This window comes from Flavobacterium seoulense (assembly GCF_000695795.1).
Taxonomy (GTDB): domain Bacteria; phylum Bacteroidota; class Bacteroidia; order Flavobacteriales; family Flavobacteriaceae; genus Flavobacterium; species Flavobacterium seoulense.
This window is the reverse complement of sequence record NZ_JNCA01000019.1, coordinates 1-19,085: the sequence shown is the minus strand read 5'-3', so window position 1 is coordinate 19,085 and position 19,085 is coordinate 1. Positions and strand designations below refer to the sequence as shown.

22 protein-coding genes and 1 other RNA gene are annotated in these 19,085 nt (G+C 32.3%); 18 read left to right on the top strand and 5 right to left on the bottom strand.

Annotated elements, in window-relative coordinates; genetic code table 11:
• Positions 1-87: 87 nt before the first annotated feature.
• Positions 88-1,131, bottom strand: coding sequence for a formimidoylglutamase (locus tag FEM21_RS10505; RefSeq protein WP_035660246.1), 1,044 nt, complete (start codon positions 1,129-1,131; stop codon positions 88-90).
• A 107-nt stretch (positions 1,132-1,238) separates the two neighbouring features.
• Here FEM21_RS10505 and FEM21_RS10500 point away from each other — a divergent pair, with 107 nt between their 5' ends.
• Positions 1,239-2,114 (top strand): hypothetical protein, encoded by an 876-nt coding sequence (locus FEM21_RS10500; protein WP_035660244.1) that lies wholly within the window; start codon positions 1,239-1,241, stop codon positions 2,112-2,114.
• 347 nt (positions 2,115-2,461) lie between these two features.
• On the top strand, positions 2,462-4,264 hold the full coding sequence (locus FEM21_RS10495) for an alpha-amylase family glycosyl hydrolase (RefSeq protein WP_035660242.1): 1,803 nt from the start codon (positions 2,462-2,464) through the stop codon (positions 4,262-4,264).
• A 76-nt stretch (positions 4,265-4,340) separates the two neighbouring features.
• Here FEM21_RS10495 and FEM21_RS10490 read toward each other — a convergent pair whose 3' ends face one another.
• Positions 4,341-5,390 (bottom strand): glutaminyl-peptide cyclotransferase, encoded by a 1,050-nt coding sequence (locus FEM21_RS10490; protein ID WP_035660304.1) that lies wholly within the window; start codon positions 5,388-5,390, stop codon positions 4,341-4,343.
• An 88-nt stretch (positions 5,391-5,478) separates the two neighbouring features.
• On the opposite strand from FEM21_RS10490, the gene ffs reads away from it, so the two are divergent.
• From ffs to fsa, 4 genes are all read left to right on the top strand, one after another.
• An RNA gene (gene ffs, locus FEM21_RS16410) (signal recognition particle sRNA small type) lies at positions 5,479-5,576 on the top strand.
• 200 nt (positions 5,577-5,776) lie between these two features.
• A complete protein-coding gene (locus FEM21_RS10485) occupies positions 5,777-6,580 on the top strand; it encodes an SDR family oxidoreductase (protein WP_035660240.1) in 804 nt (267 codons plus the stop codon).
• 3 nt (positions 6,581-6,583) lie between these two features.
• Entirely contained in the window at positions 6,584-6,790 is a 207-nt protein-coding gene (locus FEM21_RS10480; protein ID WP_035660238.1) for a hypothetical protein, read from the top strand.
• Positions 6,791-6,880: 90 nt separating this feature from the next.
• On the top strand, positions 6,881-7,540 hold the full coding sequence (fsa, locus tag FEM21_RS10475) for a fructose-6-phosphate aldolase (protein ID WP_035660236.1): 660 nt from the start codon (positions 6,881-6,883) through the stop codon (positions 7,538-7,540).
• An 84-nt stretch (positions 7,541-7,624) separates the two neighbouring features.
• On the opposite strand, the gene FEM21_RS10470 is transcribed toward fsa, so the two are convergent.
• From FEM21_RS10470 to FEM21_RS10460, 3 genes are all read right to left on the bottom strand, one after another.
• On the bottom strand, positions 7,625-8,251 hold the full coding sequence (locus tag FEM21_RS10470) for a carbonic anhydrase (RefSeq protein ID WP_035660233.1): 627 nt from the start codon (positions 8,249-8,251) through the stop codon (positions 7,625-7,627).
• A 120-nt stretch (positions 8,252-8,371) separates the two neighbouring features.
• Positions 8,372-10,234, bottom strand: a complete 1,863-nt coding sequence (locus FEM21_RS10465) for an ABC-F family ATP-binding cassette domain-containing protein (protein ID WP_035660232.1) — start codon at positions 10,232-10,234, stop codon at positions 8,372-8,374.
• Positions 10,235-10,323: 89 nt separating this feature from the next.
• Complete coding sequence (locus tag FEM21_RS10460) at positions 10,324-11,280, bottom strand: hypothetical protein (RefSeq protein WP_035660231.1); 957 nt, start codon at positions 11,278-11,280, stop codon at positions 10,324-10,326.
• Between the two features lie 402 nt (positions 11,281-11,682).
• Between FEM21_RS10460 and FEM21_RS10455 the strand changes: the two genes are divergently transcribed.
• The 12 genes from FEM21_RS10455 (at position 11,683) to FEM21_RS10410 (ending at position 19,023) form a co-directional block, all read left to right on the top strand.
• The gene (locus FEM21_RS10455; protein ID WP_035660230.1) at positions 11,683-12,978 is read left to right on the top strand and encodes a dihydrolipoamide acetyltransferase family protein; all 1,296 of its coding nucleotides are present in this window, start codon (positions 11,683-11,685) and stop codon (positions 12,976-12,978) included.
• A gap of 118 nt (positions 12,979-13,096) precedes the next feature.
• Positions 13,097-13,867: a 3'-5' exonuclease gene (locus FEM21_RS10450; RefSeq protein WP_035660229.1), complete on the top strand. Its 771-nt coding sequence runs from the start codon at positions 13,097-13,099 to the stop codon at positions 13,865-13,867.
• A 79-nt stretch (positions 13,868-13,946) separates the two neighbouring features.
• Positions 13,947-14,558 carry a fumarylacetoacetate hydrolase family protein gene (locus tag FEM21_RS10445; RefSeq protein WP_035660228.1) on the top strand — a complete coding sequence of 204 codons (612 nt, stop codon included), beginning with the start codon at positions 13,947-13,949 and terminating at the stop codon, positions 14,556-14,558.
• Positions 14,558-14,902, top strand: a complete 345-nt coding sequence (locus FEM21_RS10440; protein WP_035660227.1) for an Hpt domain-containing protein — start codon at positions 14,558-14,560, stop codon at positions 14,900-14,902. The genes FEM21_RS10445 and FEM21_RS10440 overlap by 1 nt, the downstream gene beginning before the upstream one ends.
• Before the next feature lie 105 nt (positions 14,903-15,007).
• Positions 15,008-16,261, top strand: coding sequence for a CinA family nicotinamide mononucleotide deamidase-related protein (locus FEM21_RS10435; protein ID WP_035660226.1), 1,254 nt, complete (start codon positions 15,008-15,010; stop codon positions 16,259-16,261).
• 75 nt (positions 16,262-16,336) lie between these two features.
• On the top strand, positions 16,337-16,573 hold the full coding sequence (rpmB, locus tag FEM21_RS10430) for a 50S ribosomal protein L28 (protein ID WP_035660225.1): 237 nt from the start codon (positions 16,337-16,339) through the stop codon (positions 16,571-16,573).
• A gap of 30 nt (positions 16,574-16,603) precedes the next feature.
• A complete protein-coding gene (rpmG, locus tag FEM21_RS10425) occupies positions 16,604-16,786 on the top strand; it encodes a 50S ribosomal protein L33 (RefSeq protein WP_035660223.1) in 183 nt (60 codons plus the stop codon).
• Between the two features lie 77 nt (positions 16,787-16,863).
• Positions 16,864-17,016 (top strand): DUF4295 domain-containing protein, encoded by a 153-nt coding sequence (locus FEM21_RS16405; protein WP_081824680.1) that lies wholly within the window; start codon positions 16,864-16,866, stop codon positions 17,014-17,016.
• 129 nt (positions 17,017-17,145) lie between these two features.
• Positions 17,146-18,099: a signal recognition particle-docking protein FtsY gene (gene ftsY, locus FEM21_RS10420; RefSeq protein WP_035660221.1), complete on the top strand. Its 954-nt coding sequence runs from the start codon at positions 17,146-17,148 to the stop codon at positions 18,097-18,099.
• Positions 18,100-18,104: 5 nt separating this feature from the next.
• The gene (locus FEM21_RS16725; RefSeq protein ID WP_236353607.1) at positions 18,105-18,263 is read left to right on the top strand and encodes a hypothetical protein; all 159 of its coding nucleotides are present in this window, start codon (positions 18,105-18,107) and stop codon (positions 18,261-18,263) included.
• A 42-nt stretch (positions 18,264-18,305) separates the two neighbouring features.
• A complete protein-coding gene (locus FEM21_RS10415; RefSeq protein ID WP_035660219.1) occupies positions 18,306-18,746 on the top strand; it encodes a hypothetical protein in 441 nt (146 codons plus the stop codon).
• Positions 18,727-19,023 (top strand): DUF721 domain-containing protein, encoded by a 297-nt coding sequence (locus FEM21_RS10410; RefSeq protein WP_035660218.1) that lies wholly within the window; start codon positions 18,727-18,729, stop codon positions 19,021-19,023. The genes FEM21_RS10415 and FEM21_RS10410 overlap by 20 nt, the downstream gene beginning before the upstream one ends.
• Positions 19,024-19,085: the final 62 nt, after the last annotated feature.

Below are 19,085 nucleotides of genomic sequence, written 5' to 3'. Positions count from 1 at the left end.
ATTATCCTGTAATAATTACAGTGATAAGCTGTGCAAAGATAGTGTTATTATTCCTGATGCTTGTTTATTACTCGAATAGTATCTTTTTTAAAGACTGTTTTTATTCGAATTTGATTTAATAAAATCAGTAACAAGATAGCCAATTAATTTTCCAATCAAATGGTTGTTTTTGTCAATGTCTAAATCAGGTGCGCCTTCGCAAATGTGTAAATAACCAGCGTTTTTATGTTTAGCAAAGAATGAAACAAACTGACGTAATTCTTCTACCGAAAAACCGCTCAAAGTCATAGCGCTGCTGGCAATATTAGGAATAGCATCAAGATCAATTTCAATCCCAAAAGTATCTGATTTAATGAATTCAAGCGCATGAGTCATTTCTTGTGAAAAGTCTTTTTCTTTTCGAATATTGATACTGTCGTAAGTATTGTAGCGAACACGATCTTCGATTTTTTTGATAATATCTAATACACTTTTAGAAGTATAATTTTCGTGTAAACCGAAGACAAAATATTTTTTAAGAAAACCTTCTTCATAAGCATACGAAAAACCATTTCCACTATGTCTTCCTTCGAGGATTCTAAAATCAGAATGAGCGTCGAAATTAATAGCATTAATAGGTTTTCCTTTGGCAAGAGCTGTACCTTTAATATTTCCGTAAGCATTGTTATGTCCGCCGCCAATGATAATAGGGATTTTGCCTAATTTAACGATGCTGAAAATAATATGCGAAACGTCTTTGTCAATTTTTTGAACTAACTGACTTAGTTTCACGCGGTCGTCAATGTTGTTGAAATCTAAGTTTTCGACTTCTTTCATTTCTTCCGAGACATTAATTTGTCCCAAAACAAGAATTTGGTTGCCTTTACAGAAACGATTATGCTGAATATTGGCAATGCTTTTTATAGCTTCATTCCATGCCGAAGCAGCACCGGGACGTCCAAAGTTTGCCCGTACACCAATATCTTCAGGAATTCCTAATAAAATGTACTTGACATCAGTGTTTTTTATAAAAGAGATGGGATTTGTTCCTACAGGAACCGTAAGCATTTTTTCTCCAAACTTAATTTCTCCGCTTCTATGGTTAGTAACCTTTGCTAGATCATTAATTGTAAATGGCAGAAACTTTTCCATAAAAGAAAATTTTTCCCCAAAAATAATATAATTTCTCTACTTACGTTATATCTTAAAAATTATATTGTTAAATTTGATATTATTAAAATTGAAAAATCGTTAAAAAAATGGAAAACAAACAAAATGGTTCAAGCCTGAAGGCAGTTGTTGCTGTATTGGCAGTCTTATTGGTGGGAAGTTTAGTATATATTTTCAAATTATCTTCTGATACAGAAAAAGTACAAACAGTATTAACTAAAGAGGTATCTGAAAAAGATTCAGTATTAAAAGACTTAGAAGAATTAAAAGCAACTTATGATGCTGCAATTGCTGAAAATACTTCAATGTCTGACGAATTGATTCAGGAAAGAGATAAAGTAGTAGGTTTAATGGAAGAAGTAAAAAAATCCAAAGGTGATCTTTCTGCTTTTAAAACTAAAATGAATCTTTTACAAAACAAAATGAAGGCTTTAATGGCTGAAAACGAAGGATTGAAAAATCAAAATAGCGTTTTAAAAACACAGCGTGATAGTACAGCAGTAGTTTTGGATGAGTCTAAAAAATACAACCAGACTTTAGTAGGACAAAATGACGAGTTAGCTAAAGTAGTTGAAAAAGGAGCAAAACTGACAGTTTTAAACATTCAGAGTTCAGCTTACAAAGTTAGAAGTTCAGGAAAAGAAATTGCAACAGATAAAGCCCGTAGAACTAATATGCTTAAAATTAGCTTTACTATTGCCGGTAACGAAATTGCACAATCAGGCGATAAAACTTATTATGTACAAGTAATTGATAGTAAAAACAATGTATTAGGCGAAAAGAAAATCATTAGTTTTGAAGGTAGTACTTTAACTTATAGTTTTACAAGTACTGTGAAATATGAGAACAAAACAGTTCAGGTTTCTGAAAATTTACCTGGAAAAGACTTTGAAAAAGGAACTTATTTTATCAATATTTTTGATAAAGGAGAAGTGGTTTCTAAATCAAGTTTTACCTTAAAATAATCTTATTGATTAAATAGTATAAAAGAGGAGCAATTAGCTCCTCTTTTTTTATGCGTTATACTGAAATTATTCAGAAGCTTAATTTTCTTTTATCTGATAAATGATAATTATATAAATGCTGAAATGAATTCTATAAACTATTAAAATGACATATTATTCACCTTTGCATAAAATTAAAAAACATAAAATTATAGTAAAGATGAATACACAATACGCAAAAATTGGAAAAACTTATCCGAAACCAACTCCAGCAAACAAAAAAGATGACCCTTGGAAAAAATATCAGGAATTACTTAGTTAATAAAAGTCCAGATAGATACTTCTGTTATTACTAGAAACTTAATACTATGGAAAATGTTATAGAAAAAATCGAAGGAATGGGAGCCATTGCTTCGGATCAAGGAACAACCTTTAGAGTTTGGGCACCTAATGCAGATAAGGTTTTCGTAACCGGTACGTTCAATAATTGGGATCATACTAAAAACGAACTTACTCAGGAAGAAAACGGATATTGGTCTGAGAGTGTTTTAGAAGCAAAAAAGGGTGATGAATACAAATACATTATCCATAATGGTGATTTGATTTTAGAAAAAAATGATCCCTATGCCAGAGAAATGACAAATAGTAATGGTAATAGTGTCATTACACGCTTAGATTTTGAATGGGAAGACCAGGATTTTAAAATGAAATCATGGAATAATTTGGTAATATACGAATTGCATGTAGGTACATTTTACAGAAAAGAATTAGATACTGTTGCAACATTTGACTCTATTATTGAAAAGATTCCCTATTTAAAGAAACTAGGTGTCAATTGTGTTGAGCTATTGCCCATTGCAGAATTTGCAGGTGGTATTTCCTGGGGATACAATCCTTCTTATCCTTTTGCAATAGAGCGAGATTATGGAGGTGCCGAAGCTTTTGCCCGAATGGTAAATGCTTTTCATAAAGAAGATATTGCTGTAATTCTGGATGTTGTTTACAATCATTTTGGACCATCGGATATGGATTTATGGCAATTTGATGGCTGGTCAGAGAATGGTAAAGGAGGAATTTATTTCTATAATGATCATCGCTCCTCTACACCTTGGGGAGATTCCAGACCTGATTACGGACGAGAAGAAGTAAGAAGATATATAAGAGATAATGTAATGATGTGGATTGAAGATTATCATTGTGATGGTTTACGTATGGATGCTACTTCTTACATTCGTTACGAAGGAGGAGGTACAGGATATGACAGCGAAATACCCGAAGGAAATATTTTGATGAGAGATATAAATGCAGAAATCAAAATGAAATATCCAGAAAAACTGACCATTGCTGAAGACTTGAAAGGTCACGATTTAGTTACTCTTAGTATAGAACATGGAGGAATTGGCTATGGTTCACAATGGGATATGAATTTTGTGCATCCGGTAAGGAAATTTTTAATTGAACAAGGAGATGAATATCGCGATATGCAAGCACTTGTTGATGCTATTTTGTTTAAATATAACAATGATGTTTTCGAAAGAATTATTTATACTGAATCGCATGATGAAGTTGCAAATGGCAAGGCGCGAGTACCTGAAGAGATTCAGCCTGGACACGCCGATAGTTTCTTTGGAAAAAAGAGAGCAATACTAGGTCTGGTAATCACTTTGACATCTCCGGGAATACCAATGCTGTTTCAGGGACAGGAATTTATTGAAGATGAATATTTCAAAGATTCTGAAGCTTTAGATTGGAATCAATATGAGAAACACGCAGGAATTACGCAAATGGTTAGTGATTTGATTAACATTCGTACAGAGGAAAAATATGAAAGTGATGGTTTAAAAGGGCAATACACAAAAGTAATTCATTTTGATAACGACAATAAAATTCTGGCTTATGCACGATCAGCTAATGAAGATTTTTCAAATTCTACAGTTGTTTTATTGAATTTATCGAATCAGGCTTTTGAAAATTTTACATTTGGTGTTCCTTATGCAAATGGATATCGTTTAGTTTTTAATAGCGACTGGAAAGGGTATGATGAAGAATTTACAGATATGATAGTGGAATCTGTTGTTGTTTTAAATGAAGATTTTAATGGAGAGCCGCTTAAAGTAATCACGAATTTACCGGCTTATACCGCTTTGATTTTGACTCCTGACAATAATTAAAACTAGAAATAGCATTTAAGGCATAAAAAAAGAGGAGCAATTGCTCCTCTTTTTTTGTAAACCAATAGGTGAAAATTTATTCAGAAACTTTAATTTCAAACATTTTATCCCAGTTTTTTCCGGCAACAAAAATGGATTTAGTTTTAGGATTATAAGCAATTCCGTTTAAAACTTCGGCTGTTGGGCTTTTAAGTTCTTTGCGTAATTTAGATAAATCAATAATTCCTTCAACCGCACCATTAGCAGGATCTATGATTGCAATGGCGTCTTTTTGCCAAATATTAGCATAGAATTTTCCGTCGATTAATTCTAATTCATTAACTGCTTTTATTTTTGAACTTCCCGAATAAACATTAATGTAATCGATCATTTTTTGAGTTTCAGGATCCATTTTCCAGATTTTCTCCGTTCCGTCCGATTGGTAGATGTATTTGCCATCATTAGTCATTCCCCAGCCTTCAATTTCTTTGTCGTAGGTAAAAGTTTTTTCCAGTTTTAATGTTTTGGCATCGTAAATAAAACCTGTTTTTTCCTGCCAGCTTAACTGAAATATTTTTCCATTTATAATAGTAATTCCTTCGCCAAAATATTTTGGATCTAAGTCAACTTGTTTAAAAACTTTTCCTGTTTTGTAATCGAATTTTCTAAAATAAGAATTTCCTTTTTGTCCCGTACTTTCATATAAGGTGTCTTTGTAGAATTCTAAACCTTCGGTAAAAGCATTGACATCATGAGGATAGGTATTTAAAATAGTGTATTTTAATAATTTAGGCTGAATATTCGAAACCACTTCAATTCGGGTTGTAGTCTCTGCATTTTCCCCTTCAAAATAAACTAAGGCTTTGATATTTTGGTAGCCTAATTTTTGGTCTTTCAAATCAAAAGAAAGCTTTTCAAGACCTTTTACCGTTTTAACTTTAGCATCATTAATGTAGTATACAATGCTGTCTACTGCCTTCGATTTTGGGTTTAAAATAGACAAATCAAGGCTCTGTTGTGGCTGATATTGTGCTGAAATTTTAGAAGAATCAAAATTAAATAAGTTGTTTTCTCTATTTTTTGTATCTCCGCAGTTTGAAAGAAGACTTCCTAATAAAATGAAAGATAGTAAGTTATGTTTTTTCATGTTCTGAATTTTAAGAGTTCTAATATACAATGTTATTTTAAGCATACAAAAGGGCTTGTAAAAATATAAAAAGATTGTATATTTGCAGCGGCAAGTCCTACACGACCAGCTCCTGCAGACTCCCCCAGGATGGGAACATAGCAAGGGTACGTGGTTGAGCGGTGCGATGTAGGTCGCTTGCCATTTTTTATTTAATCTGTTCGCCGCGGCGAATCAGAATTTTTTCAAAAGTAGTCTTCCTTCGGGAGGATTTTTTTATTTTTGGACTTTTTCAGAAGTTAGATGTTATTGGTTATAAGTTAAAAGTGGAGTGTTTTTTATAAAACTCAAAACTTTGATTTAAGGTCATAACGAATAACTCATAACGAATAACTCACAACTTAAAAATGAGCAAAGTAGTTTTGATAACCGGAGGTTCTTCGGGAATAGGGAAATCTATTGGAGAATATTTACATCATAAAGGTTTTATTGTTTATGGAACAAGCCGAAATCCCGAAAAAGTCCTTAACTCCGTTTTTCCATTAGTAGCATTAGATGTTAGAGAAGTAGCTACCATTCAGGCTGCTGTTGCAAAAGTTATTGCTATTTCGGGTCGATTAGATGTTGTAATCAATAATGCTGGAGTAGGAATTACTGGTCCTTTGGAAGAAATTCCGACTTCGGAAATTAAGAATAATTTCGAGACTAATTTTTTTGGTCCTATTGAAGTGATGAAGGCCGTTTTGCCTCAAATGCGCCAGCAAAAATCAGGATTGATTATTAATGTGACATCGATTGCGGGTTATATGGGTTTGCCTTATCGCAGTGTTTATTCGGCTTCAAAGGGTGCTTTAGAATTAATTACCGAAGCTTTGCGTATGGAAGTGAAATCTTTTGGAATCAATATTACTAATGTGGCTCCGGGTGATTTTGCAACTAATATTGCTTCAGGACGTTTTCATGCTCCTCTAATTAAAAATTCGGCTTATGAAGTTCCTTACGGAAATACTTTGAAAATGATGGATGAGCACGTAGATAGTGGAAGTAATCCTGATGAAATGGCTATAGCGGTTTATAACATCATTCAGGAAAAAAATCCTAAGATTCATTATAAGGTGGGTATTTTTATGCAAAAATTCTCCATTGTATTAAAACGTTTATTGCCAGATAAAGTATATGAAAAAATGCTGATGAACCATTATAAACTATAAATTATGGAATTTAGAGATATTGAAGATTTAAAAGAAATAATTTTTCCGTTATTATTTATTGCCTTTTTGTGGTTTGTAATTCGGAGAATATTTAAAGCAATAAGTAATAAAATTAATAATGCTGAAACGCATAGAGAAGACTTATTAAATGTTTTAGAAGAAATTCGTGATGAATTGAAAGAATTGAATAAAAATAATTCTATTAAGTAATATAATTGTAAATTTGCAACGCTTAACAAAATACAAGTGTTTAAAAAACACTTTTAAAAAATAATCTAAAAACAATTAAATATATAAATTATGAAATTTTTTATTGACACAGCTAATTTAGCTCAAATCAAAGAAGCACAATCTTTAGGTGTATTAGATGGTGTAACTACAAACCCATCTTTAATGGCTAAAGAAGGAATCACAGGAAAAGATAACATCTTGAAACACTATGTTGATATTTGTAATCTTGTTGATGGTGATGTAAGTGCTGAGGTAAATGCTTTGGACTTTGAAGGAATGGTAAGAGAAGGTGAAGAATTAGCTGAATTACACGAGCAAATCGTAGTAAAATTGCCTATGACTAAAGAAGGTGTTCAGGCTGCTAAATATTTTTCAGATAAAGGAATTAAAACTAATGTAACTTTAGTATTCTCAGCAGGACAAGCTTTATTAGCTGCTAAAGCTGGTGCTACTTATGTTTCTCCTTTCTTAGGAAGATTAGATGACGTTTCTACAGACGGATTGAACCTTATTCAGGAAATTAGAGATATCTATGATAACTACGGTTACGAAACTCAAATTCTAGCTGCTTCTGTACGTCACACAATGCACGTAGTTAACTGTGCTAAAATTGGTGCCGATGTTATGACAGGACCTCTTTCTTCAATCTACGGTTTATTGAAACACCCATTAACTGATATTGGATTAGCGCAGTTTGTTGCTGATTTCGAAAAAGGAAACAAGAAGTAATTTAACTTTTTATCCCAATAAAAAAATCCCGTCTCGAAGCTATCGAGACGGGATTTTTTAGTTTATTTCTACATCAAAATAGTGTTAGACTATTTTATAAATTTTAGTAATATCTTTTAAAATTTCATCAAAATTGATTTTTAAGTCAATCAATTCTCCTGAGTGAATATCAAAAACCCAACCGTACACTTTTAAATCTCTTTCACTGTTTGCTTTTTGAACTTCGGCAGTTTTAATGATATTGATACATTGTTCCTGAACGTTCAATTCAACTAATCTTTTGTATCTCTCAGAATCATTAGTTATTGCATCTAATTCTTCTCTGTGAATTCGATAGACATCTCTAATGTTTCTTAACCAAGGATTTAAAATTCCTAAATCAGATTGTTGCATAGCGGCAAGAACTCCACCACAACCATAATGACCGCAAACTACAATATGATTAACTTTTAAGTGACTCACGGCATAATTAATAACCGACATCGAATTCAAATCGGTGTTAGGAACCATATTAGCAATGTTTCTGTGAACAAAAACCTCACCAGGTTGTAATCCCATTACTTCTTCGGCGGTTACACGACTATCTGAACAACCAATGTATAGAATTTCAGGCGCTTGTCCAGCTCCTAATTTGTCAAAATAGGTTTCGTCAGTTTGGAGTTGTTTAGTAATCCACTTTTTGTTATTTTCAAAAATTTGTTTGATGTCCATAGTTCTGTATTTTTTTTCAAAGATAATATCTAATTCTAAAGTAAAAAAATGGCTTTTTATATTCTTATAAAAAAGCCCCAGTATTTGTATAAAATAAAGGGACTTTGAGGATGAAGTTTTTTATCCTTCCATTTTTGCCGAAAGCTCAAACCAGCGTTCTTCTTTGGCTTCAATTTTATTGATAATATTTTCTAATTCTTTAGCTTTTTTCTCAATATCAGCATCAGCAACTTTTCCTTCTGAGAATAATAATTCGATTTTAGCTTTGTCAGCTTCTAAATCTTTGATTTCGCGTTCTATTTTTTGATATTCTTTTTGTTCGTTAAAACTCAAATTTCCAGTTGGATTTTTTTGTTTCCATTCTTTTTTTTCGGCTTTGTTTTCTTCTTTTTGAGCTACATCAGCACTGTCTTCATAAGCTCTGAAATCAGAATAGTTTCCAGGGAAATTTTCGATTTCACCTTGTCCTCTAAAGACAAATAAATGGTCTACAATTTTATCCATAAAGTAACGATCGTGAGAAACGACCAATAAACAGCCAGGATAATCCAGTAAAAAACTTTCTAAAACGTTTAAAGTCACGATATCCAAATCGTTTGTTGGCTCGTCGAGAATCAAAAAGTTTGGATTCTGAATCAAAACCGTACATAAATACAAACGTTTCAACTCGCCACCACTTAATTTATCTACAAAATCATATTGTTTTTTAGCGTCAAAAAGGAAACGCTCTAACAATTGGGAAGCCGAAATAATTCTTCCTTTTGCCAGCGGAATAAACTCTCCGTATTCTTTGATAATATCAATAACACGTTGTCCAGCTTTTGGATTGATTCCAGATTGTGTGTAATAACCCACTTTTATGGTATCGCCTTTAACCACTCTTCCTGAATCTGGAGGAATAGTTCCGGTTAACAGATTTAAGAAAGTCGATTTTCCAGTTCCGTTTTTACCAATGATTCCAATGCGTTCGCCACGTTGAAAATCAAAACTGAAATTATCGAGAATAACTTTGTCTTTGAATTTTTTAGAAAGTTTATGAAGCTCAATAATCTTGCTTCCCATTCGTTCCATGTTGATTTCAAGTTCTACTTTATTCTCTTTTCGGCGGCTTTGTGCTTTTTCTTTGATAACGTAAAAATCATCCTGACGCGATTTAGATTTGGTAGTTCTAGCTTTAGGTTGGCGACGCATCCATTCTAATTCTTTTACGAATAAATTTTGAGCTTTGTCAATACTGGCATTTTCAGAAGCAATTCGTTCCTCTTTTTTCTCTAAATAATAAGAGTAATTTCCTTTGTATTGGTATAATTTCCCGTTGTCTAATTCTAAAATTTCGTTACAAACACGCTCTAAGAAAAAACGGTCGTGTGTAACCATAAATAGCGTAATGTTTTCTTTAGCAAAATAGCTTTCTAGCCATTCAATCATTTCTAAATCCAGATGATTCGTAGGTTCGTCAAGGATTAATAAATCAGGACGGTTGATTAAGATTATAGCTAAAGAAAGACGTTTTTTTTGTCCTCCCGAAAGATTTTTTACTTTTAGTTTAAAATCTTCCAGTTTTAATTTGAAAAGAATTTGTTTGTATTGAGTTTCAAAATCCCATGCATTGTGACGATCCATATTATCAAAAGCTTTTTGATATGCTTCTTCGTCTTCCGGATTTTCTAATGCTTTTTCGTACTGTTCAATTACTTTCAGCGTTTCATTATCCGAAGCAAAAATACTTTCTTCAATAGTCAATTCATCTTGCAGATTATTGTCTTGCGATAAAAACGCCATTCTGATTCCTTTTCGCAAAACTACTTGCCCAGTATCAGGTTCGTCCAGCCCATTGATAATGCTCATAATGGTGGTTTTTCCCGAACCATTTTTGGCTATAAAAGCAATTTTTTGGTCTTTGTTGATTCCGAAAGAGATGTTACCAAATAAGGTTCTTTCGCCAAAAGATTTGGATATGTTTTCGACTGATAAGTAATTCACTTTGTATGTTTGAGTTATAAATTATAAGTCATGAGTGTTTTACAATCACAACTTTTTGCAAAAGTAAGTTTTAAATACGGAAGTTGCTATTAAAGTTTTAAATGAGAACTCAAATCAAACCAATGCAATTGTTGCGGATTATTAGCGATTGGCTTTTTAATAAAGAGTTCATTCGTTAAATAAAACAATTTCCCATCTGTAGTCGTGATTCCTTCAATTTGATGAAAAGGAAGTTTTAGTTTAATTTTTCGTTTATTTCCTGATAAAAAATCGTAGTCTTTAAAATCAGATAAAAGATAGATAAACGTTTTCCCCATTTTAGAATAACCACAAAGCGCAATTAGTTTTTTGTCTTCTAAGTAAATGGCGCCAGTAACTAAGCTTTTCGTATCGAGTGTTTGTTTTAATTGGGCGATGTGATTTCCGGGTGTTTTAGGTAATGCATAAATACTGGTTTTAGACGAATTCCATTGTTTGGTAAACAAATAAATACTGTCTTGAGAAACAATGAAAGCTTCACAATCAAAATTAGTGGTATTGGGCTTTTGTGCTGAAAAATCGATTTGATCAGCATAAGAAAATGAAATCGTATCTATTACAGCCTGATTGGCTAAAAAAGAGTTTTTTTCGATTCTTAAAATATGTAAATCAGTTCTATTACCTTGGTAATTGTTGCCAAAATCACCTACATAAATATAGCTGCTGTCCTGTGAAATCTCTTCCCAGTCGGTGTTAATTACTCTATTTAAATTTATTTTCTTTTTAATATTTCCTAAAGTATCGAGTCCGTAAATAGTAGTATCGGTATCGTCATTGTGTGTCCACAATAAATTATCAAAAGTAATTATTCCCGAAGTTTCTACTATAGAATCGCTGAGCTTTACTGTAAAAGTAGGTTTGATTTTAACCGATTTGTATTTACAGCTACCGTCATTAATTGTCGCTTGCGGATTGTAGTTTTTTGATAATGGGTCAGTGCAGCCGGCAATTTGAGAATAAATTTGGCTAATTGAAAACAGGAGTAATAGTAAGCAAACTTTTTTCAAAGGAATACAATAATTTAAGATTGGTTTTGTTTTTTACTATTCAAAAGTAAATTATTTTGATAGTTTAGAGGTTAAATTAATAAAGTAAAAGCTTTTTATTTTTGAGAAAAAATCTATATTTAGAAGTGAAAAAAATGAAAAAAAGCATTTGTCAAGATTAAAATGTATCTTTTATGTTAATTTATTGTAAGATTTACCGCTGATACAATTTGATTTTTTTTATCGAATTAATAAAAATTGATGAGTTTGCCATTTGATTTTTATTAATAAGTAGATTATTAATTTGAAAATGAGTTGCTTCCTATAATTAATATAGGAAAGCTACATTTAATATAATTTATGTTTTAAGAATTTAGTAATTTCGCAGACAGAAATTAGAAAACTACCTTTTAGGTTAACAATATGGCAAGATTTGAATTAAAGCTTCCAAGAATGGGAGAAAGTGTCGCAGAAGCAACCGTTACAAACTGGTTGAAACAAGTAGGCGACAAAATTGAAGCAGATGAGGCTGTGCTGGAAGTTGCTACCGACAAAGTAGATAGTGAAGTACCTAGTGAAGTTTCGGGGGTTTTGATAGAACAATTGTTTTCGAAAGATGATTTGGTTGAGGTAGGACAAACTATTGCAATCATTGAAACTGAAGGAGAGAATGAAGAAGTAACAGTTGAAATCGAAGAAACAGTAGCACCTGAAATAATTGAAGAAGTAACAAAAACAATTGAATCAGTAAAAGAAAGTCTTGCTGCTCCTGCAATAGCAAACAGCAATTCTGAAAAATTCTTTTCACCATTAGTAAGAAATATTGCTGCTGCCGAAGGTATAGGAGCCGAGGAGTTAAACAGAATTCCGGGTACAGGAAGTGAAGGCAGGGTTACTAAGAATGATATTTTAGAATATTTAAAAACAAGAACCAATAAGTCAGAGGTTGAAACTGTAAATATAGTAGACGCTCCTGTGTCAACAAAATCAGCTCCTGTTTCGGTAAGCGGAGGTGACGAAATTGTTGAAATGGACAGAATGCGCAAGCTGATTGCCGGTTATATGATTTCTTCTCAACAAACATCGGCTCATGTTTATTCTTTTATAGAAGTTGATATGACTAATATTGTAAAATGGCGTGAGAAACATAAAAATGAATTTGAGAAAAGAGAAGGCGAAAAGCTGACTTTTACTCCAATTTTTATGGAAGCTGTTGCTAAGGCATTGAAAGATTATCCAGGAATGAATATTTCAGTTGATGGTGATTATATCATTAAAAAGAAGAATATTAATTTAGGAATGGCAGCCGCTTTGCCAAACGGTAATTTGATTGTTCCTGTAATTAAAAATGCTGATCAATTGAATTTAGTTGGAATGGCAAAAGCAGTAAATGATTTAGGAAATCGTGCTAAATTAGGAAAGTTAAAGCCAGATGAAACTAAAGGCGGAACATATACCGTAACTAATGTTGGTTCTTTTGGAAGTGTTTTTGGAACGCCAATTCTTAATCAGCCGGAGGTGGGAATTTTAGCTTTGGGTGCTATACGAAAAGTACCTGCTGTAATCGAAACTCCGGAAGGTGATTTTATTGGTATTCGTCAAAAAATGTTTTTAACTCATGGTTATGATCATCGTATTATTGATGGCGCTTTAGGAGGAATGTTTGTAAAACGAGTGGCTGAATATTTAGAGAATTTTGATACTACAAGAACAATATAATTAGTTAGTAATAAAAATGAAGTCCCCAAGAGTTTTTAAAAAGCTCTTGGGGATTCTTTTTTTAAACTGTTGTTTGAATTCATTTCAAAACTTTATATTTGTAGCTAATACTATAAAAATGGAATTAAAACTCAATAGACCCATCTGCTTTTTTGATCTTGAAACTACAGGGATTGATATTGGAAAAGACAGGATTGTGGAAATCTCAATATTTAAAGTTTTTCCAAACGGAAATAAAGAAAGTAAAACCTGGTTAGTGAATCCTACGATTCCAATTCCACCGCAAACTACAGCTGTGCACGGAATTACAGATGAAAAAGTAGCTAATGAGCCAACGTTTTCAGAGTTGGCTTCCCAAGTTTATAATATGATTAAAGACAGTGATTTGGCTGGATTTAATTCAGATCGATTTGATATTCCGCTTCTGGCAGAAGAATTGCTTCGTGCAGGAGTAGATTTTGATATGAAAAACCGTGTATCTGTTGATGTCCAGACTATTTTTCATAAAAAAGAAGAACGTACTTTGAGTGCTGCTTTGAAGTTTTATTGCGGACAAACTTTGGATAATGCGCATTCGGCTGAGGCTGATACGATGGCAACTTATGAGATCTTGAAGGCGCAATTAGAGCGTTATCCTGATTTAGAAAACGATATGAAATCGTTGTCTGAGTTTACTACCCGTAAAAAAATAGCCGATTTTGCCGGAATGATTTCTTTTGATAAGGATGGCGATGAGATTTTTACTTTTGGAAAGCATAAAGGTGTAAAAGTAGATACTATTTTAGAAAAAGAGCCAGGTTATTTTAGTTGGGTTCAAAATGCCGATTTTCCATTATATACTAAAAAGGTATTGACAGGAATAAAATTAAGGAAGTTAAATACAAAATAGTGATAAGTAAATAGTAATTAGTAACCAGTTTTCTAAGGTTAGCTAATTACAATTCACTTTTTACTAATTACTAGAGAATATGAAAATAATTTGTATTGGTCGCAATTATGCTGATCATATCGAAGAATTACAAAATGAGCGCCCTTCAGAACCTGTAATTTTTATTAAACCAGATTCGGCGATTTTATTAAAACAACATCCTTTTGTGCTTCCTGAATTTTCAGAAGATGTGCAGCATGAAATTGAGGTGATTGTTAAAATTAATAAGGTAGGAAAGTATATCGAACCTAAATTTGCTCATAAATATTATGACGAGATTAGTGTTGGGATTGATTTTACAGCCCGTGATTTGCAAACAAAGTTGAAAGAGAAAGGTTTGCCTTGGGAAAAAGCAAAGGCATTTGATGGTTCGGCAGTGATAGGTGATTTTTTACCAAAAGAACAATTTAGTTCGTTAGAAAATCTTACATTTGAATTGAAAAATAATAATCAAACCGTTCAAAAAGGTAATGTGAATATGATGTTGTGGAAAATAGATGAGCTTATTGCTTATGTTTCTCAATATTTTACCTTAAAAATAGGTGATATTATTTTTACTGGAACTCCCAAAGGGGTTGCTGCAGTGCAACCCAATGATGTTTTGGAAGGATTTTTAGAAGGACAAAAACTATTTAGAATACAAGTAAAATAATGGCTTTAAATTATAACTTAGCAAAAGTGTATGCAATCTCGGATAATGATCAGGAGTTTGTAAACGAAATTTTAACCTTGTTTGTAAATGATGTTCCAGAGGATTTGGCGCAAATAAAAGAAGGTATCAAGAAAAAAGATCACAAGCATGCCTATGCTTATGCGCATAAAATTAAACCAACTTTAGATTTATTAGGAATGACCGTGGCATTTGAAGAAATTCTGGAAGTTGAAGCCTGGACGAAAGCTGAAGGAAGAAGAAAAGATATTGAGCATACTTTTGACAGTATAAAAACAAAAGTAAAAGAGGCAATTAAAGAAATTAAGAAAGATTTTGACTTGTAATTAAGTCTTAGTTTTATTAGAATAAAAAAACACATAAAATCAACATTCAACTTTTTTTGAATGTTGATTTTATTTTATAAAGTACTTAAATTATTAGGTTATTAAATGAAAGCAACGATTGTTACCATAGGTGACGAAATTTTGATAGGACAAATTATCGATACAAATTCAGGTTTTATTGCTAAATCTCTGGATAAAATAGGAGTAGAAATTCACGAAATGATTTCTATAAGTGATGACAAGCAAAATATTCTGAATACTTTCAAAAAGTTACAAAATAAAGTAGATTTAGTTATTATTACTGGCGGACTGGGACCAACAAAAGATGATGTAACTAAAAAAACATTTTGTGAATATTTTGAAGACGAATTAATCGTAGATCAAGATGTTTTAAAACATGTAACCCATTTAATTGAAGGTTTCTATAAACGTACTATTACACAAATTAATAAAGATCAGGCATTAGTGCCTTCCCGCTGTACAGTGCTGCATAATGAAGTAGGAACTGCGCCGGGAATGTGGATGAAAAAAGAAAATACCGTTTTTGTTTCTTTGCCAGGAGTGCCATTCGAGATGAAATATTTAGTTGAAAACGAGATTATTCCTAAGGTCGTGAAAGAATACAATCGTCCTTATATCATTCATAAAACCATTCTGACTTATGGGCAGGGTGAGAGTATGGTGGCGGAGCGAATCGAAGAATGGGAAAACAGTTTGCCTGATTTTATTAAGTTAGCTTATCTGCCAGCTCCGGGAAGAGTGCGTTTACGTCTTTCTGGAAGAGGAATTGATAAAGAGGTTTTAGAAAAAACTATCGATTCTTATGTGATTTCGCTAACAGGAATCATCAATGACATTATTGTAGGTTTTGAAGAAGATGAAACCATCGAAGTTTTAGTTGGTAAAATTTTGAAAAGTCAGTTAAAAACCATTGCTACAGCCGAAAGTTGTACCGGAGGTCAGATTGCAGCCAGTTTGTCTTCGGTAGCGGGATCTTCCAGTTATTTTAAAGGAAGTGTCGTTTCGTATGCGACTGAGGCTAAGATTAATGTATTAGGAATTCCTGAAAATTTGATAAATGAACATTCAGTAGTTAGTGCTGAGGTGGCCAAAGCGATGGCTGTAAGCGTTAAGAAGCTGATGCTTACGGACTATGCTCTGGCAACAACAGGAAATGCCGGACCTACAAAAGGAGATGAAAAAGCCGAATTAGGGAGTGTTTTTATTGCTTTAGCAACTCCAAATGAAGTGATTGTAGAGGAGTTTAATTTTGGTCAACCCCGTGAAAAAGTGATAGATAGGGCAGTGATTAAAAGCCTGGAAATGCTTAAGAAAGAAATTTTTAAAAATGTATTGTAATTTTTTTGTTGGAACCGTTTATTTTTCTTTTCTTTGCACCCTGATTTTGAATAACGAATATAAAATATAAGTATAATGTCAAGAGTTTGTGACCTTACAGGTAAAAGAGCGATGGTAGGAAATAACGTTTCTCACGCTATGAACAAAACTAAGAGAAAGTTTTCTGTAAACTTAGTTAAAAAGCGTTTTTATCTTCCAGAAGAAGATAGATGGATTACTCTTAGAGTAGCAGCATCTACGATAAAAACAATTAATAAAAATGGAATTGACGCTGTTTTGAAAAAAGCACAGTCTCAAGGATTTATTAAATAATTCTTATTTCCTAAATAAATATATAGCAAGATGGCAAAGAAAGGTAATAGAATCCAAGTAATTTTAGAATGTACTGAGCATAAAGCTTCAGGTGTTGCAGGTACTTCAAGATATATCACTACAAAGAACAAAAAAAATACTCCAGACAGATTAGAAATTAAAAAATTCAATCCTGTTTTGAAAAAAGTAACTGTTCACAAAGAAATTAAGTAATAATTATAGATTTTAATTTAAGCTCTCAAGTGATTTCATTTAGAGTATTTCATTGAAATTTTAATAACAATTAAATCATGGCAAAGAAAACCGTAGCATCGTTACAAACTTCTTCTAAGAGATTATCAAAAGCCATTAAAATGGTTAAATCTCCAAAAACTGGCGCATATACTTTCGTAGAAACTATCGTTGCACCTGAATTAGTTGATGAATTCTTGAAAAAGAAATAATTCATAAAAGCATATATAGAAAAGCTACTTTCCTTCAGGAAGTAGCTTTTTTATTTTCTATATTTACTCTTTGAAAAGTGGTGTTAGTGTTTAGTAGCTAATCCTCTTGTTATTAATACTGTATATACGATGAGTTTTTTTAAAAGAATATTTTCTTCAGAAAAAAAGGAAACCTTAGACAAAGGCCTTGAAAAAACAAAAACTACTTTCTTTTCGAAGTTAAGTAAGGCAATAGTTGGAAAATCTAAGGTTGATGATGATGTTTTAGATAATTTAGAGGAGATTCTGGTTTCTTCAGATGTAGGTGTTGATACTACTTTAAAAATTATAACTCGTATCGAGAAGCGTGTTGCGGATGATAAGTATTTAGGAACTTCAGAACTAAATCAAATTCTGCAGGAAGAAATTGCTTCTTTGTTATCAGAAACTAATACTGGCGAAGCAACCGAATTTGTAATTCCTGTTAATAAAAAACCTTATGTTTTAATGGTAGTAGGAGTTAATGGCGTTGGAAAAACGACAACTATTGGAAAATTAGCTTACCAATTTAAAAAACAAGGTTACAAAGTGGTTCTTGGAGCAGCTGATACTTTTAGAGCTGCAGCAATTGATCAGTTACAAATTTGGGCTGATAGAGTTGATGTTCCAATTGTAAGACAAAATATGGGATCTGATCCTGCCTCTGTCGCTTTTGATACGCTTCAGTCAGCAGTGGCACAGGATGCTGATATTGTAATTATTGATACTGCCGGACGTTTGCATAACAAAATCAATTTGATGAACGAATTGTCTAAAGTAAAACGTGTGATGCAAAAAGTAGTTGCCGATGCACCGCATGATGTATTGTTAGTTCTTGATGGTTCTACAGGACAAAATGCTTTTGAGCAAGCCAAACAATTTACTGCTGCAACCGAAGTAACTTCACTTGCAGTTACTAAACTGGACGGAACGGCTAAAGGCGGTGTTGTTATTGGGATTTCTGACCAATTCCAAATTCCGGTGAAATACATTGGTGTAGGTGAGGGGATTGAAGATTTACAAGTCTTTAATAAATACGAATTTGTAGATAGTTTCTTTAAATAAAAGTCATGAAGAATATTGCTCCTATTTATCTGTATATGATAAGTGTGGTTTGTTTTGTTATAGCTAATGTTGTTAGAGATCAATTTTTAGAATTGTACTATGTTCTATTAATAGTAGGTGTAATATTGTGTATCTTAGGTTTTAAAAACCGTATCCAAAAATAATTCTTTCTAAGCTAAGGATTTTCCAGAATTAATAATTGTATTATGAAAAATGTTTTAAAATTTCTTTTTATAGGTTTGTTTTTTGTGTCTTGTCAACAAAAAATTACTCCTGAAGATATTAATAAACTAAATGGATATTGGGAAATAGAAAAAGTAATTTTTAAAGATGGCGATGATAAGGAATTCAAAATGAATGAGAATTTCGACTTTTTTAAAATAGCTAATAATACAGGTATCCGAAGAAAAGTAAGACCGCAATTTGATGGAACTTTTTTGATGAATGAAGATTACGAAAAAGTAAAAGTTCGATTTGAAAATGATCAGGTATTTTTAGATTATACAACAGATTATGCTAAGTGGACTGAAGAGCTGATTAGTATTTCGGAAGATGAAATGTTAATTAAAAATGACCAGAATAAAGAATACCAATATAAAAAAGCAAGACCAATAAACTTACTGGGCGATGGCGAAAAGACTAAATAATGAGAGTTCTATAGGAGATGTTTTAAAGCAGTTTATCCAAAATAATAAATTGCAATCAGGAATGGATGGAATTAATGTTAAGGAAGCCTGGCAAAATTTAATGGGAAACGGTGTAAATAGTTATACTCGAAATGTGGTTTTAAAAGGAAATACTTTGTATGTCGAGTTAACATCGTCAGTTTTAAGAGAAGAATTAAGTCACGGAAAGTCGAAAATAATAACTATGATTAACGAAGAATTACGAAGAGACGTAGTGAAAGATGTGGTTTTGAGATAATCTTTGTTAAGTATACATTGTTCAGTTTTTAATATTCAGTTATAAAAAGAAAATCCAGTTTC